The 13060-nt window shown below is 66.2% G+C and carries 14 protein-coding genes; 9 read left to right on the top strand and 5 right to left on the bottom strand.

The window, feature by feature from the left end; genetic code table 11:
- Entirely contained in the window at positions 1 to 1449 is a 1449-nt protein-coding gene (locus AC5RUO_RS13430) for a DUF3375 family protein (RefSeq protein ID WP_494051851.1), read from the bottom strand.
- A gap of 232 nt (positions 1450 to 1681) precedes the next feature.
- Here AC5RUO_RS13430 and AC5RUO_RS13425 point away from each other — a divergent pair, with 232 nt between their 5' ends.
- The 3 genes from AC5RUO_RS13425 (at position 1682) to AC5RUO_RS13415 (ending at position 4929) form a co-directional block, all read left to right on the top strand.
- A complete protein-coding gene (locus tag AC5RUO_RS13425) occupies positions 1682 to 1984 on the top strand; it encodes a hypothetical protein (RefSeq protein WP_494103778.1) in 303 nt (100 codons plus the stop codon).
- Between the two features lie 61 nt (positions 1985 to 2045).
- Positions 2046 to 4046 (top strand): acyl-CoA dehydrogenase family protein, encoded by a 2001-nt coding sequence (locus tag AC5RUO_RS13420; RefSeq protein WP_494051852.1) that lies wholly within the window; start codon positions 2046 to 2048, stop codon positions 4044 to 4046.
- 64 nt (positions 4047 to 4110) lie between these two features.
- Positions 4111 to 4929, top strand: coding sequence for a TIGR04086 family membrane protein (locus AC5RUO_RS13415; protein WP_494011570.1), 819 nt, complete (start codon positions 4111 to 4113; stop codon positions 4927 to 4929).
- 42 nt (positions 4930 to 4971) lie between these two features.
- Here the strand turns inward: AC5RUO_RS13415 and AC5RUO_RS13410 are convergent, their stop codons facing one another.
- On the bottom strand, positions 4972 to 5370 hold the full coding sequence (locus tag AC5RUO_RS13410) for a YchJ family protein (protein WP_494103777.1): 399 nt from the start codon (positions 5368 to 5370) through the stop codon (positions 4972 to 4974).
- 163 nt (positions 5371 to 5533) lie between these two features.
- Here AC5RUO_RS13410 and AC5RUO_RS13405 point away from each other — a divergent pair, with 163 nt between their 5' ends.
- Genes AC5RUO_RS13405 through AC5RUO_RS13390 form a run of 4 tightly spaced genes read left to right on the top strand, consistent with a single transcriptional unit; the run spans position 5534 to position 8947 of the window.
- A complete protein-coding gene (locus tag AC5RUO_RS13405) occupies positions 5534 to 6316 on the top strand; it encodes a hypothetical protein (RefSeq protein ID WP_494011568.1) in 783 nt (260 codons plus the stop codon).
- A 27-nt stretch (positions 6317 to 6343) separates the two neighbouring features.
- Positions 6344 to 7348 (top strand): aldo/keto reductase family protein, encoded by a 1005-nt coding sequence (locus AC5RUO_RS13400; protein WP_494051854.1) that lies wholly within the window; start codon positions 6344 to 6346, stop codon positions 7346 to 7348.
- Positions 7349 to 7397: 49 nt separating this feature from the next.
- Entirely contained in the window at positions 7398 to 8516 is a 1119-nt protein-coding gene (locus AC5RUO_RS13395) for a sulfite oxidase (RefSeq protein ID WP_494103776.1), read from the top strand.
- A gap of 47 nt (positions 8517 to 8563) precedes the next feature.
- The gene (locus tag AC5RUO_RS13390; protein WP_494011565.1) at positions 8564 to 8947 is read left to right on the top strand and encodes an RNA-binding S4 domain-containing protein; all 384 of its coding nucleotides are present in this window, start codon (positions 8564 to 8566) and stop codon (positions 8945 to 8947) included.
- Positions 8948 to 8998: 51 nt separating this feature from the next.
- Here the strand turns inward: AC5RUO_RS13390 and AC5RUO_RS13385 are convergent, their stop codons facing one another.
- Positions 8999 to 9511 (bottom strand): hypothetical protein, encoded by a 513-nt coding sequence (locus AC5RUO_RS13385; RefSeq protein WP_494103775.1) that lies wholly within the window; start codon positions 9509 to 9511, stop codon positions 8999 to 9001.
- A gap of 174 nt (positions 9512 to 9685) precedes the next feature.
- Between AC5RUO_RS13385 and AC5RUO_RS13380 the strand changes: the two genes are divergently transcribed.
- Both AC5RUO_RS13380 and AC5RUO_RS13375 read left to right on the top strand, forming a co-directional pair.
- Complete coding sequence (locus tag AC5RUO_RS13380) at positions 9686 to 10303, top strand: uracil-DNA glycosylase family protein (protein ID WP_494051857.1); 618 nt, start codon at positions 9686 to 9688, stop codon at positions 10301 to 10303.
- 17 nt (positions 10304 to 10320) lie between these two features.
- Positions 10321 to 11250, top strand: coding sequence for a prenyltransferase/squalene oxidase repeat-containing protein (locus AC5RUO_RS13375; protein ID WP_494103789.1), 930 nt, complete (start codon positions 10321 to 10323; stop codon positions 11248 to 11250).
- A 23-nt stretch (positions 11251 to 11273) separates the two neighbouring features.
- On the opposite strand, the gene AC5RUO_RS13370 is transcribed toward AC5RUO_RS13375, so the two are convergent.
- A complete protein-coding gene (locus AC5RUO_RS13370; protein WP_494103774.1) occupies positions 11274 to 12518 on the bottom strand; it encodes a type II toxin-antitoxin system HipA family toxin in 1245 nt (414 codons plus the stop codon).
- Positions 12515 to 12781 carry a helix-turn-helix transcriptional regulator gene (locus AC5RUO_RS13365; RefSeq protein WP_494011561.1) on the bottom strand — a complete coding sequence of 89 codons (267 nt, stop codon included), beginning with the start codon at positions 12779 to 12781 and terminating at the stop codon, positions 12515 to 12517. The genes AC5RUO_RS13370 and AC5RUO_RS13365 overlap by 4 nt, the downstream gene beginning before the upstream one ends.
- Positions 12782 to 13060 lie beyond the last annotated feature (279 nt).

Below are 13060 nucleotides of genomic sequence, written 5' to 3'. Positions count from 1 at the left end.
TCAATCCTTTGCGAGCGTGACCACGGGCAGGTAGGCCCTGCGGGTGGTGCCGTCTATCTGTTCAAAGTCCAGGCCGTCGATGGCTTCGCGGTCAAAGTTCGCGCCGTCGTGGAGGGCCTGGGAGAGGAGCGCCCGGATGGAGTTGATGTGCTGCTCCTCCGGCGGCAGGTTTTGCCACGCCTCGGCAAGGGTGGCGGCTCCTGCCATGGCGGAGCGGATGGCCTGGGGTTTGGCCTTGCCCGTCCGCACGGATCGCACCCTGTCCGAGTCGCTGAAGGCGATGGGGTCCGCGAGTTTGGGCGGAGCGGCGAACTCGTCCGGGTCGAAGAGCTTCACCATGGAGAGGGATTCGAAGCCCGCGTTGTAGAGCACCGGGCCGGGCACCAGTCCCGGGCGGTCGCGCTCGTAGGGCAGTGACCGGATGGCCTGCTCGGCCTCGCGCAGCACCTGGCGCAGGCGGATGGACTGGCGGAAGTCGTCGCTCTGGATGTAGGTGTTGAGGCTTTCGCTGAGTTTGCCGTAGATGCGCTGGATCTGGCTGTGCTGCTGGCGCAGTTCCGCCACCAGGTTCTTCAGGGTTTCGCGGTCCTCGGCGGAAAGGTCGTCGGCGAACTGCCGGCTCAGCACCTCGCCGATGGCCGAGCGGAACCGCAGCTGCTGCTGGGGATCCTCAAGGAAGGCCGTGAACGAGCGGAAGGTCCTGCCCTCCGGGCTCTGGCGGAGCCGCTTGTCCGCCTCCAGCACCTGGGCCATGGTGGCGCCCTTGGTCAGGGATTCCTCGATGATCTGGTTGCGCAGCTCGCCCACCAGCTCCTCGATCCGGTCACGCATCTTCTTGTAGTCCGCCGGCAGGCTCGCGGCGAGGTCAAGGATGTTGCCGGCGGCCTCCACCGCTTCGTCATCGTCCAGCAACCCGTCGAACTCGCCGCTGCTGATGTCCTGGATCAGCTGCTGGCGCTCCTCGATCTCCTCTTCAAGGGATTCAAGGCGGGCACTCTGGTCCGGGTTGGTCTCGTTGGCGAGCTTTTCCACGTCCCCCAGGAGGGTGCCCAGGCGGGAGCCGTTGAGGGTGGAGCGCTCACTGGACAGGCTGTCCAGGAAGGCGAGCACACGGGCGGCGGGCTCGGTAACTTCGTACACGATCTGGCCCGACTGGTTCCGGCGGGTCAGGAACTGGCGCCGCGTCCATTCGTCGCCGAAGGATTTGCCGTTGGCTCCGCCGCCCAGTCCGGGGTCCTGCCGGCGCAGCTCCTCGAGGAAGGAGTCGACGTCGGCGTGGAACTCCTCAAGCGGCAGCTGCGGACGGGTGCGGGTGAAGGATGCCTGCAGCACCGCGATCACCCAGGGCGCCGACCGCGTCAGGGCCCAGGCGGGCCCTTTGGTGAGGAGTTCGAGGTCCCGGAGCCGGGCGCTGATGGCGTCAGCGGATGACCTGGCGGAGCGGGGCACACACTCTCCTTGGGCTGTTTGCGGGGCGGGGGCGGGGGCAGGAACGGAAAACTGCCAGCTACAAGGTTAACCCAGCGGCCGCGACCCCTCCGTGACCTACTGCGCCGTAGGATTTCGATCCCATATCAACAGCGGTCTCCGCAGGCCGGGGCTCTGGCCCACCGCGAAGAAGTACCCCTACGCTTCTGCTACTGATCTTCGCCATCGCAACGCCGCAGCAGCAGGGGGATACATGCAGTTCGACCTAAGCACACTCGAAACCGGCACTCTGGTCTTTATCGGAACGCTGGTCTTCGCGTTCATCCTGGCAGCTTTCGTCCTAGCCGCAGGGCTGGCGGCCCTGGTGCTGCTGGGCGTCGGCAGGCTGGCATGGGTGATGGTTGTGAACTCGCTCCTGGCAGTGGTCCACGGCATCAACGCGGGTTGGGACCGCCTGATCAACCACGCGTCAACAGTGGACGTAGCCGGAGAACTCCAGGCCCACTCCACCCCTAGCACCGGAACTTACCCGCGGGTAATATTGAGAGACAGCTAAAGGGTTCTCCAAACCGGCGGATCCATGGCTTCACCGGCCACTCCGGCCAAGGAGATAACCCATGACCTCCGCCACTGAATTCCCGTCCACAGACGCCCCCGCCGAGGAAACTCCCGTACCGGCCGGCCATATTGGCTCCGGCGCCACGTCCGCCGATGCCCGGGCCGTCGCAGAAGCCGCCCGCCAGACAGACTGGGACCGCCCCAGCTTCGCCAAGGGCCTCTATTTGGGCAGCTTCGACCTCAGCCTGGTCCATCCCTGGCCCACCCCGGACCCTGCGGACGTGGAGCGCGGCGAGGCGTTCATGGCCCGCCTGACTGGGTACGCGCGGACCATGGACGGCCGCATCATTGAGCGTGAGGCGAAGATTCCGGACGAATACATCCGGGACCTGGCCGATCTCGGCGTCTTCGGCATGAAAATCCCGCAGGAGTACGGCGGCCTGGGACTCTCCCTGGTGTACTACGGACGTGCACTCGCCCTGCTGGGCAGCGTGCATCCCAGCCTCGGAGCCCTGCTCTCGGCACACCAGTCCATCGGCGTGCCGGAGCCGGTCAAGGTGTTCGGCAGCCCGGAACAGAAACGGGAGTACCTGCCGCGCTGCGCGGCCGGTGCCATCACCGCGTTCCTCCTGACCGAGCCGGACGTGGGCAGCGACCCCGCCCGGATGGGCAGCACCGCAACGCCAACGGACGACGGCGAGGCGTACCTCCTGGACGGCGTGAAGCTCTGGACCACCAACGGGGTCATCGCGGAACTGGTGGTGGTGATGGCGGTAGTTCCGGCCTATACCGCCGCCGACGGAACCAGGCACAAGGGCGGGATCAGCGCCTTCGTGGTGGACATGGACTCACCCGGCATCACCGTGGAAAACCGGAACACCTTCATGGGCTTGCGCGGGATCGAAAACGGGGTCACCCGATTCCACCAGGTGCGCGTACCCGCGGCCAACCGGCTGGGGCGCGAAGGCCAGGGCCTGAAGATCGCGCTGACCACCCTTAATACGGGCCGGCTCTCCATCCCCGCGCTCTGCGTGGCGTCGGGGCGCTGGAGCCTGAAGATCGCCCGCGAATGGTCCAACGCGCGCACGCAATGGGGCAGGCCGGTGGGTGAACATGAGGCCGTGGGCAAGAAGGTTGCCTTCATCGCCGCCTCCGCGTTTGCCCTGGATGCCGTCTTTGAACTCTCTGCCGAACTCGCCGACGCCGGCCAGAAGGACGTGCGGATCGAAGCCGCCCTGGCCAAGCTGTGGGCAACGGAGATCAGCTGCCGGATCGCCGACGAACTGGTCCAGGTCCGGGGCGGGCGCGGCTTCGAGACAGCGGAGTCACTGGCAGCACGCGGCGAGCGGGCCGTACCGGCTGAGCAGCAGCTGCGGGACCTGCGCATCAACAGGATCTTCGAGGGATCCTCCGAGATCATGCGCCTGCTGATCGCCCGGGAAGCGGTGGACGCGCACCTTGCCGCAGCGGGCGACCTCGCGTCCATGGACGCGAGCCTGTCGGACAAAGCGAAGGCCGCCGTCGGCGCCTCGGGCTTTTACGCCAAGTGGCTGCCTAAACTCGTGGCCGGAGCCGGCATGGATCCGCGGTCCTACACGGAGTTCGGAAGGCTGGCCAAACAGTTGCGCTTCGTCGAGCGCTCGTCCCGCCGCCTGGCCCGGCAGACCTTTTACGGCATGGGCCGCTGGCAGGCCAAACTGGAGCGTAAACAGGCGTTCCTTGGCCGCGTGGTGGATATCGGTGCCGAGCTGTTCGCCATGACGGCCTGCTGCGTCCGCGCCGAAATGCTGCTGCAGACGGCTCCGGAGCGGGCCGCGAGCGCCTACGAGCTCGCCGAGGCGTACTGCGAGCAGGCACGGGTGCGCGTGGAGGAATACTTCGACCAGCTGTGGCGTAACACGGACGACGCCGACCACGGGCTCACGCGCAAGGTCCTCGCCGGGGACTACACGTGGCTGGAGGAAGGCGTCCTGGACCAGTCCGAAGGGACCGGACCATGGATCGCCGACGCCTCCCCAGGCCCCTCCAAAAAGGACAATCTGCACCGCCGGTACCGGTAAAACCGCAGGTCACAAAATAGTAAGCAGGCTTGCTATCGCTGTGCGTCAATGGTTGAGTTGAAGCATGAGCAGCTCAACTGACCCAGAGAACCTGCCTCCGCGGCGCGCCCGGGAGGACGACACCCCGAGCGGGAGCCACCGCACCGCAGACGCGGACAGCCAGAGCACCCGCTCCTTTGACCAGGTGCCGGCAACGGACGCCGCGCCGGCCTCCACGTATTCGGAGCGGCCTGCAGCCTATGCCGAGCGGGACTACACTCCTGCCGCCACTGCCCCGGCGGTGGATCCGAACCTCACTGACCAGCAGACCGCAGTGGCGCGGGAAAAGGAACAGTTCGGCGGAATCAAGGTGGGCTCAGCCTTCTTCGGCTGGCTCACCGCCACCGGCATGGCAGTCCTGCTGACCGCCCTGGTGGCAGCCGCGGGAACAGCAGTGGGCCTTGCCAGCAACACTGATGTCAACGAGGCAGTGAACCAGGCGGCACAAAACCAGGGCACGGTTGGACTGGTGGGCATCATCGTCCTGCTGGTGATCCTGTTCCTGTCCTACTACTGCGGCGGCTACGTGGCCGGGCGGATGGCCCGCTTCAACGGCGCCAAGCAGGGCCTGATGGTATGGATTTGGGCGCTGATCGTGGCGATCCTCGTATCCATCCTGGGCCTCGTGGCCGGCCAGCAGTTTAACGTGCTGGCCAACCTGAACAGCTTCCCCCGCATTCCCATCAATGAGGGCCAACTGACCACCACCAGCATCATCGCTGCCGTCGTGGTTGCCGCCGTTGCCCTGGTGGGTGCAGTCCTGGGCGGACTCGCCGGCATGAGGTTCCACCGCAAAGTGGACCGGGCCGGGTTCACGCCGGACAGCGACTACGACGACGAGTAATTCAGTGGGTAAGCCGTGGCTACAGCAGCACAGTCCCACACCTCAGGCGCTGACGTCCCCGTCTACGTAGTACCACCGGCCGTCTTTTCGGATGAACCTGCTGACCTCGTGCAGGACTCCCCGCTCGCAGCCGTACCGGTAGTACGCCTTGAACTCGACCGTCCCTGCGGTGTCGAAAGGACCGCCTCCGCTGGTGGACAGGATGTCCAGGCGGCGCCAGCCCATCCCCGGATCAGGCTCCAGGGTGGCAGGGGCGGTGTCCGGGTGCCAGGTGCGCAGAACGTAGTCCGCGTCCAGACGCACAAAGGCGCTGTAGCGGGACCGCATGAGCTGCTCCGCGGTGGCAGCCTCCGCCGCGCCGGAGTGGAAGCGCCCGCAGCACTGCGCGTACGGCTCCCCGGACAGGCACACGCAGTTTTCCTGCCCCGCACTTTTTGTCATACCCGGGATGCTGTCATATCCGGTAACAGCTTCGCTACAACCCCCGGCACACCGCCTCCGCCGGCGGCATGGAACACCAAAAATCCGTATGGTGGAGAAGGTGCCATGGCCCGGGCACAGTGGCAGAGGCGGGGGTCCGCTGCCTGCAGAAAGGAGGGGTGACGTGGAAAATCCGGATACGCTCGTCCTCAACCTGACCTTCCTGGGCACGGTGGGCGTTGCCTTCCTGATGTTCTTTATCCTCTTTCTCCTGGGCGTCATCACCCTGGTGCTCGCGGGCGTGGGACGGCTGGCCGCCATCATCCTGATGGGCCTGTTCGGCTGGCGTCCGCGGAAGGAATCCCTACCGCTTGTCCAGCTCTACGGCACCCGGCTGCAGGGCCGGAAGGATGCCGCCGACGGCGGTGCTGCGGCGGCATCAGCATCCGGCGCAGCGCGCCCGGGGCTGCTTGCCCGCACCTCCGGGAAACCCGCTGCGGGGCCGAACGGCGGGAGGCAGCCGCGCGATTGGCGCGCCGCGCTGAAGCCCGCACACCTTAAAACGGCGCTGCGCACCGCCGTCGACCATCACCCTGCGCTGACCGCCGCGCGGCGTGAACCGCCCGTCCTGGCCGAGGACTGGGCCTCCGCCGTGGCCGAGGCCGACGCCCGTGCCATCGCTCGGGCACGGGCAGCCGCGCCCGAGATCAAACTCTCCGTACGGGACCTGCCGGATCCGAAGGTGCCGGCGGAGAAGGTGGCTGAAGTGGCCCCGCTGGTTGAGTCCTCCCTGCACAACCACCGGCCTCCGCACGAGGTTCCACGGTCGTTCAAGAAACCTCCGCACCCGCCAGCCCTCGCGCCGTTGGACACAGGATCGCTCGTGTCCTTGACCGGCCCCCAGCAGATACTCAAGGAAACGTCGCCCGCCAGCGAACAGACGGATGGAAAAAAGCCCTTACCCTGAGCAACCATCTGGGCTAGCGTGAAGCGCATGGAATTCAGATACCTCGGAAACAGCGGTTTCAAAGTCTCGGAAATCACGTTCGGCAACTGGCTTACCCATGGTTCCCAGGTGGAGAACGACGTCGCCACCCAGTGCGTGCGGGCGGCCCTGGACGCCGGGATCAGCACCTTCGACACGGCCGACGTCTATGCAAACACCGCGGCGGAGACCGTCCTGGGCGAGGCGCTCAAGGGCGAGCGCCGCGAATCATTGGAGATTTTCACCAAGGTCTACGGACCCACGGGCCCCAAGGGCAAAAACGATCTTGGCCTGTCACGCAAACACATCATGGAATCCATCAACGGCTCGCTGCGCAGGCTGCAGACCGACTACGTGGACCTCTACCAGGCGCACCGCTACGACTTCGAAACGCCGCTGGAAGAAACCATGCAGGCGTTCGCGGACATCGTCCGGCAGGGCAAGGCACTCTACATCGGGGTCAGCGAGTGGACCGCGGACCAGCTTCGCGAAGGCCACGCCCTCTCCAAAGAGCTCGGCTTCCAGCTCATCTCCAACCAGCCGCAGTACTCCATGCTGTGGCGGGTCATCGAGGCCGAGGTAGTGCCGGCGTCGGAGGAACTGGGCGTGTCCCAGATCGTTTGGTCACCCATGGCCCAGGGCGTCCTCAGCGGCAAGTACCTGCCCGGCCAGCCCGCGCCGGAAGGCAGCCGGGCCACGGATGAAAAGGGCGGAGCCAAGATGATCGAGCGCTGGATGCGCGACGACGTCCTGTCCGGTGTGCAGGACCTCAAGCCCGTTGCGGAGGAAGCCGGCCTCTCCATGCCGCAGCTCGCAGTCGCCTGGGTGCTGCAGAACCCCAATGTGGCGTCTGCCATCGTGGGTGCCAGCCGTCCGGAGCAGATAGCGGACAGTGTGGCGGCGGCCGGCGTGACGCTGGAGCCGGAGGTCCTGAAGAAAATTGACAACGCCATCGGCTCGCTGGCGGAACGCGACCCGGCAAAGACCCAGTCCCCGCCAAAACGGGAGGCGTAGGCCGGGAAGAGGCGTTGACGTGCCGGCGGTGCGGGCGTAGACCTGTGGCATGACCCAGACCTCCCGGCATGAGCAGCCCACCGGTCCAGATTCAGCACCCGTCCAGCCGGGGGCAGGCCCCACCACCGGCCCCCTGACCCGGGAAGAGCTGCAGCTGTCCGCCCGGAACCATTCGATGCCGCTGGAGGCACTTCGCAGGGATGTCACACCGCCGGGGCTCCACTACGTCCTGACGCACTTCGACATTCCGGACCTCGACGCCGGCTCCTGGCACCTGCGGATCAGCGGCGCGGTGGAGCGCGCGCTCGAGCTGAGCATGGCGGCGCTCCGCAAGGACCCCGCCATCACCGTACCCGTGACGCTGGAGTGCGCCGGCAACGGCCGATCGCTCCTCTCGCCCCGGCCCATGAGCCAGCCCTGGATCCAGGAAGGAGTGGGCACCGCGCACTGGACAGGTGTTCCGCTCGCCTACCTCCTGGGCAAAACTGGCGTTCTCCAGAACGCCGTGGAAGTGGTCTTCAAGGGTGCCGATGCAGGGGTCCAGGGCGGCGTCCCCCACCACTACGCGCGGAGCCTGCCAATCCGTGAAGCGCTGCGTGCCGACGTCGTACTCGCCTACAAAATGAACGGCGCCGAACTGCCGCCCCAGCACGGCTACCCCCTCCGCCTGGTGGTTCCGGGCTGGTATGGCATGGCCAGCGTGAAGTGGCTTGAGTCCATCGAGGTGGTCACCGCCCCGTTCACCGGATACCAGCAACAGGTGGCCTACCGCTACCAGGACTCCGCGGACGACGCCGGCACCCCGGTTTCGCGGATCAGGGTGCGTTCGCTGATGGTTCCGCCGGGCGTCCCGGACTTCTTCACCCGCAAACGCATCCTGGCCCCGGGCCCGGTGCTGCTACAGGGCCGTGCATGGTCCGGCGGGGGCGCGGTGACAGGCGTGGAGGTGGGGATCGACGGCACGTGGCTGACCGCCCAGCTGGACAAGCCCGCCGGCGGATTCGCGTGGCGGAAGTGGACGCTGCCCTGGGTGGCGGACCCGGGCGAGCACGTCCTGTCCTGCCGGGCCACGGATGCCACCAGCGCCACGCAGCCCCTGGAGCAAAACTGGAACTACCAGGGGATGGGCAACAACATGGTGCAGCAGGTCAGCGTAACGGTGGAATGACCCAGCACTGAATGCCGGCGCGCCCGGGGCTATACTCGGTGCCAGCCATGACCAGCCTTCCTGCCTCCCCCGCCAGCGTCCGTATTGATGCCTGGCTGTGGGCCATCCGCGCCTACAAGACCCGTTCCGCCGCCACAGCCGCCTGCCGGGCAGGACACGTCCGGCTGAACGGCAGCCCGTCCAAAGCCTCTGCCACTTTGGTGACCGGCGATACCGTGACAGTCCGGATGCCCGGATACGAACGCATCCTCGAAGTGCGGCGGCTCATCGCCAAGCGGGTGGGCGCGGAAGCGGCATCGCACTGTTTCACCGACCACACCCCGCCCCGGCCGCTCGCGCCGGCGCTGGGCCTCCCGCAGCGGGACCGGGGCACCGGACGGCCAACCAAGAAGGACCGCCGCGAGATGGAGCGGCTCCGCGGGCAGGCCTGACGAGCCGGCCAGGGACACCGAGCTCGTGCCCGTTGCGAACTCGTCTTGGCGTCAGCGGCCGGTCTTTGTGCGCGCCTGCACGAGGTTGGCGAACGGCAGCTTCCCGAATTCCTGCAGGAATGCTGCGTGGTAGTCGGCTTCCGCGTCGTTCAGCTGTTCGGGGGCCAGTTCCTTCCAGGCAATTGACAGCGATCCGGCATCGGTGAGCTGCCAGATGGCCCGGCCGTCCCAGTGCCCGGGCGGCTTTCCTTGCCCGAAGTCCACAAATTCCTGGATCTGGCGCCGTAGCCCCCGGTTGCCCTTACTACCCGGCCCCGCCTTTCCGACGTAAAGAACGACGGCGGCGTCCACCCACGCCGCGATAAGTGCGGCTTCGGGGAGGGACGGGTCCTTTTTCTTGAAGGTGCCGGCCGTGCTTTTCTTCAGGAAGCGCGGCTCGAAGCCTTCCGGGGCCACGACAGCGAAGAGCCCTGTCCCCTGCGGGACCCGCATGGTCTCGAGGTCACGGACAAGGCGGAAGCCGGCAAAGCCTTCGGCCTTCAGGCCCTTCCTGGTGAACTGCATAGTGTCATTCAACAGCACCTGCCGGCGCTGCTGCGTTCCGTTTTCCCGCGCGCACTTCAATCAACTGCTCCAGGTAGGGTGCCATGGCCCAAATTTTCCTGCCTACCCTCAGAGCGGAAGCGTAGAGTGGCCTAAGACGCCTGGTTCTGACCACCTTGCTGTGAGGGAGAGATCGTGACGATTGACTGGGATGAAAAGAAGGCCCTGCTACAGGAACCGAACATCGCGAAGGTAACCCAGCTTTGCGACGAACTTATGGAAAGGAAGCCCGGCTCCACCGTTCCGTACATTGATCCGGTGCACGACGAGGACGAATGCCGGATCGTCAGCCTGCAGGGCAGCCCCGGAAAAGGCACCGAGTCCGGTTTTGTGTCGCACAATAATGACGATGAGGCCGCGCGGCGGGCCACCCAGATCTACGAACTCGCTGAGCTCGACCCCCGCTATGTGATGCCGTGGAACGCCTATCCCTGGGTCCGGGAGCCCGGCAGCCCGTCAGCGCTGAGCGTGCAGGAGAAGACCGACGGCCTGCGCCCGTTCCGCCAGTTCCTCAAAATCAACTCCCGTGTCTCGGCGATCATCGCCCACGGCACCGACGCCTCCGCCTTCCTCACCCTCTACGAGAAGACCTACCACTCGTCACTGAAGAACAGCGGCATCAAGATCTACAAGGCAACCGCGCTCGGAGGCCGGGCGTTCGCCGTCTCCGAAGCCAAGCAGGAAGAACTCCTGGCAAAGAACGTCGAGATCTATAAAGACGCCATGCAGCGGGCCGGCATCCAGCACCTGTGACACCTGCCGCGCAGCGGATGGTGCTCGACTGGCTCCTGGCCGGCGACCCTGCCATCCGCTGGCAGGCCCTGCGGGACCTCGCTGATGCTCCTGCCGCCGAAGTCAGGGCCGAACGGAACCGCGTTGCCACCGAATGCTGGGGTTCCCGTTTGCTCGCCCTGCAGGGAACGGACGGGCAGTGGGCCGGCGGCACCTACTGGCCGGCAGTCGACGATGATCCCGACAACCAGCCCTGGACCGCCACCACCTACAGTCTGTTGCTCCTGAAGGACTTCGGTCTGGTCCCGGGCAGCCCGCAGGCCCGCCGTGCTATCTCGCTCGTCAGGGACAACAGCCGCTGGGAAGAAGGCAACCAGCCGTTCTTCGAAGGTGAAGTGGAGCCCTGCATCAACGGCATGGCCACGGAGCTGGGCGCCTACTTCGGGGAGAACGTGGACAGCGTTGTGGAGCGGCTGACGGGTGACCAGTTGCCCGACGGCGGCTGGAACTGCGAGGCCGTCAATGGCTCCACACGCTCCTCATTCCACAGCACCATCTGCGTCCTCGAAGGACTGCTGGAATACGAGCAGGCCACCGGCGGGACGACCGCATCCAGGGCTGCCCGGGAACGGGCTGAAGACTACCTCCTGGAGCGCCGGCTGATGCGGCGGAAAGCGACCGCGGAGATCATCAGTGAGGACTGGCTTCGCTTCTCCTATCCCACCCGCTGGTTCTATGACGTCCTCCGCGGCCTGGACTACTTTCGGGCCGCGGGAGCTGCCCCGGACCAGCGCCTGGCAGAGGGCGTGGAGCTGGTCCGCAAGAAAGAGCAGCCGGACGGAACTTGGCTGCTGGAGAACACGCATCCCGGGAAGGTCCATTTTGCGCTGGAGGACGGCGATGGCAGCCCCAGCCGCTGGAACACGCTGCGCGCCCTTCGGGTTCTCCGTTGGTTCGACGGTTCCTGAGCCTCCACCAGGCGGGGTTTGCCTTACCCCTCAAGGAGACGCCGGCGGTGCTTCAGCTCCTTGACCCACGCCCTGGTGACCATGTCCGGGAAGGGCGAGGCGCCGTCGTCGTCCCTTTGTGAACCTTTGACGACGGCGAAGGCCGTTCCTGCCTCAAGGTCCGCTACCAGGGGTCCCGATGCTTTAAGGGCGAGCTCCAGCACCTGGGCGGCTGCGCGTTCGGGGAGTCCGAGCTCCATGGCCCAGCCCAGGAAGTGGCGGCGCGAGATCCCTGTCCGCTTGCCGTTCAGGGTCAGCGCCAGGGTCTTGTCGCCGTAAACCACTGTGGAGGGAATGTCGTAGACCGGAGCGATCGCCCATTCGCCATGTGGCTGCTGGACCATGGAGACGTTCTTGGCGTGGAGGTCGCCGTTGCCGGTGAGCCATGCAAAGGCGCCCTGGAGGGCGAGGTTCCGGAGCGCAGGAAGCGGTGCGGAGCAGTGGTCCGCCAGCGCATGGCAGACCTGTCCGTACCCTACGTTGTACTTGTCTGCCGGATAGAGCTTCAGAACCTGGGCCCCGTCCTCGACGGCGAGGCGCAGCACATCGTCCGGCCCGCCACGTGGACGCGGGATGCGGTCGAAGCGCTCCACCAGCAGGCCCGGCCGGCCGGCCACGTCCCGGATCAGCTGGACCCGGCTGAGCGGAATCCGGAGCTTGGCGGCGTAGCGGAACATGACCAGCTCGTTCTCCACCACGTGGGGGAATTCGGGGGCGTTGAGCTTGAGGATGAACCTCTTGCCTGCACTGGCCACCGGAAGCGAAATCATGCCTGCCGACAGCTTGTCCTGCACGCCGGCCAGCGCAACCGGGTCGATCAGGTCCGGATCGCCCAGCAACTGGTCGAAATCCACGGGCTGTTTCGGGTCCAGCTGCACCGCGTGTTCGTCGCGGTCCAGCGGTTCCCCGTGGCCCACGATCTGGACATCCCCCACCGGGTTTCCGCCGGCGGCGATGAGCAGGGACAGGTCATCGTCCGCACTGGTTTTGATGGAACGCCGCAGCGCGTTGAGCCGGCGGCCCTCCGGCAGCAGCCCGGTGAAGTACGGCGGGGCGGCCCCGGCGGCGGACAGGACGGGCTCGCGGGTGAGCGGCAGGGAAGAGGCGACGGCGGGACCCCCGGACGCGAGATAGGCGGGGAGGTAGCTGAACCGGGTTCCGCCGTCGTGCCGTTCCAGCCTTGCTGCAAGGACGCCTGCCTTGTAAATATCGGCGATCCGGTGCCTCATGGTGCTGCGCCTTCAGCGCTTCCCGGTCCTGCTCGGACGCGGGCAGCGTGGCTGGCCCTGGTGGTGATGTCCAGCTCCAGCCCGAGCGTGTCAAGGACCGCGATCAGCGAATCCAGCTGGATGCTGGGCTTCCCCTGTTCCACGAAACGGATGAACCGTTCGGAGACACCCGCCATGTCGGCCAGGTCCCGCTGAGTGAGGCCGAGGGCGGTGCGGCGAGAGCGCACTTCGTTTGCCAGGGAATCTGTGAATCGCCGATCCATGACCGTCCTATAGGTACGTTCGTGCCGATTACTGCCGTATCTGGAAGCCTAGTCCCGAAGCGGCCCGAATGAAAGAGAGAACCGGCACGAACGTGCCGTTCGTTCGTGTCGCCAAGACTACGGCAACCTTGAGCCGAACTTGAGCTGAAGCTGAGGGGAAGCGCCCAACATTAAGGAGAAAGCTTCAGGGTTCGTCGAGGTCAAGCAAAGTGCCGCAGATTTCTGATGCGCCTATTCAAGGGGGACCTCGATCAAAAATCTAATCATTGCATCAGTCGC

The organism is Arthrobacter sp. Y3221087, from assembly GCF_059089905.1.
The sequence above is the reverse complement of the archived record's forward strand: the minus strand, read 5'-3'. Positions and strand labels throughout refer to the sequence as shown.

Excerpts from the sequence above, each read along its gene's own strand:
- AC5RUO_RS13425 (WP_494103778.1), top strand. The coding sequence starts at position 1,682 with ATGCAGTTCGACCTAAGCACACTCGAAACCGGCACTCTGGTCTTTATC.
- AC5RUO_RS13420 (WP_494051852.1), top strand. The coding sequence starts at position 2,046 with ATGACCTCCGCCACTGAATTCCCGTCCACAGACGCCCCCGCCGAGGAA.
- AC5RUO_RS13415 (WP_494011570.1), top strand. The coding sequence starts at position 4,111 with ATGAGCAGCTCAACTGACCCAGAGAACCTGCCTCCGCGGCGCGCCCGG.
- AC5RUO_RS13410 (WP_494103777.1), bottom strand. The coding sequence starts at position 5,370 with ATGACAAAAAGTGCGGGGCAGGAAAACTGCGTGTGCCTGTCCGGGGAG.
- AC5RUO_RS13400 (WP_494051854.1), top strand. The coding sequence starts at position 6,344 with ATGGAATTCAGATACCTCGGAAACAGCGGTTTCAAAGTCTCGGAAATC.
- AC5RUO_RS13395 (WP_494103776.1), top strand. The coding sequence starts at position 7,398 with ATGACCCAGACCTCCCGGCATGAGCAGCCCACCGGTCCAGATTCAGCA.
- AC5RUO_RS13390 (WP_494011565.1), top strand. The coding sequence starts at position 8,564 with ATGACCAGCCTTCCTGCCTCCCCCGCCAGCGTCCGTATTGATGCCTGG.
- AC5RUO_RS13385 (WP_494103775.1), bottom strand. The coding sequence starts at position 9,511 with ATGCAGTTCACCAGGAAGGGCCTGAAGGCCGAAGGCTTTGCCGGCTTC.
- AC5RUO_RS13375 (WP_494103789.1), top strand. The coding sequence starts at position 10,321 with ATGGTGCTCGACTGGCTCCTGGCCGGCGACCCTGCCATCCGCTGGCAG.
- AC5RUO_RS13370 (WP_494103774.1), bottom strand. The coding sequence starts at position 12,518 with ATGAGGCACCGGATCGCCGATATTTACAAGGCAGGCGTCCTTGCAGCA.
- AC5RUO_RS13365 (WP_494011561.1), bottom strand. The coding sequence starts at position 12,781 with ATGGATCGGCGATTCACAGATTCCCTGGCAAACGAAGTGCGCTCTCGC.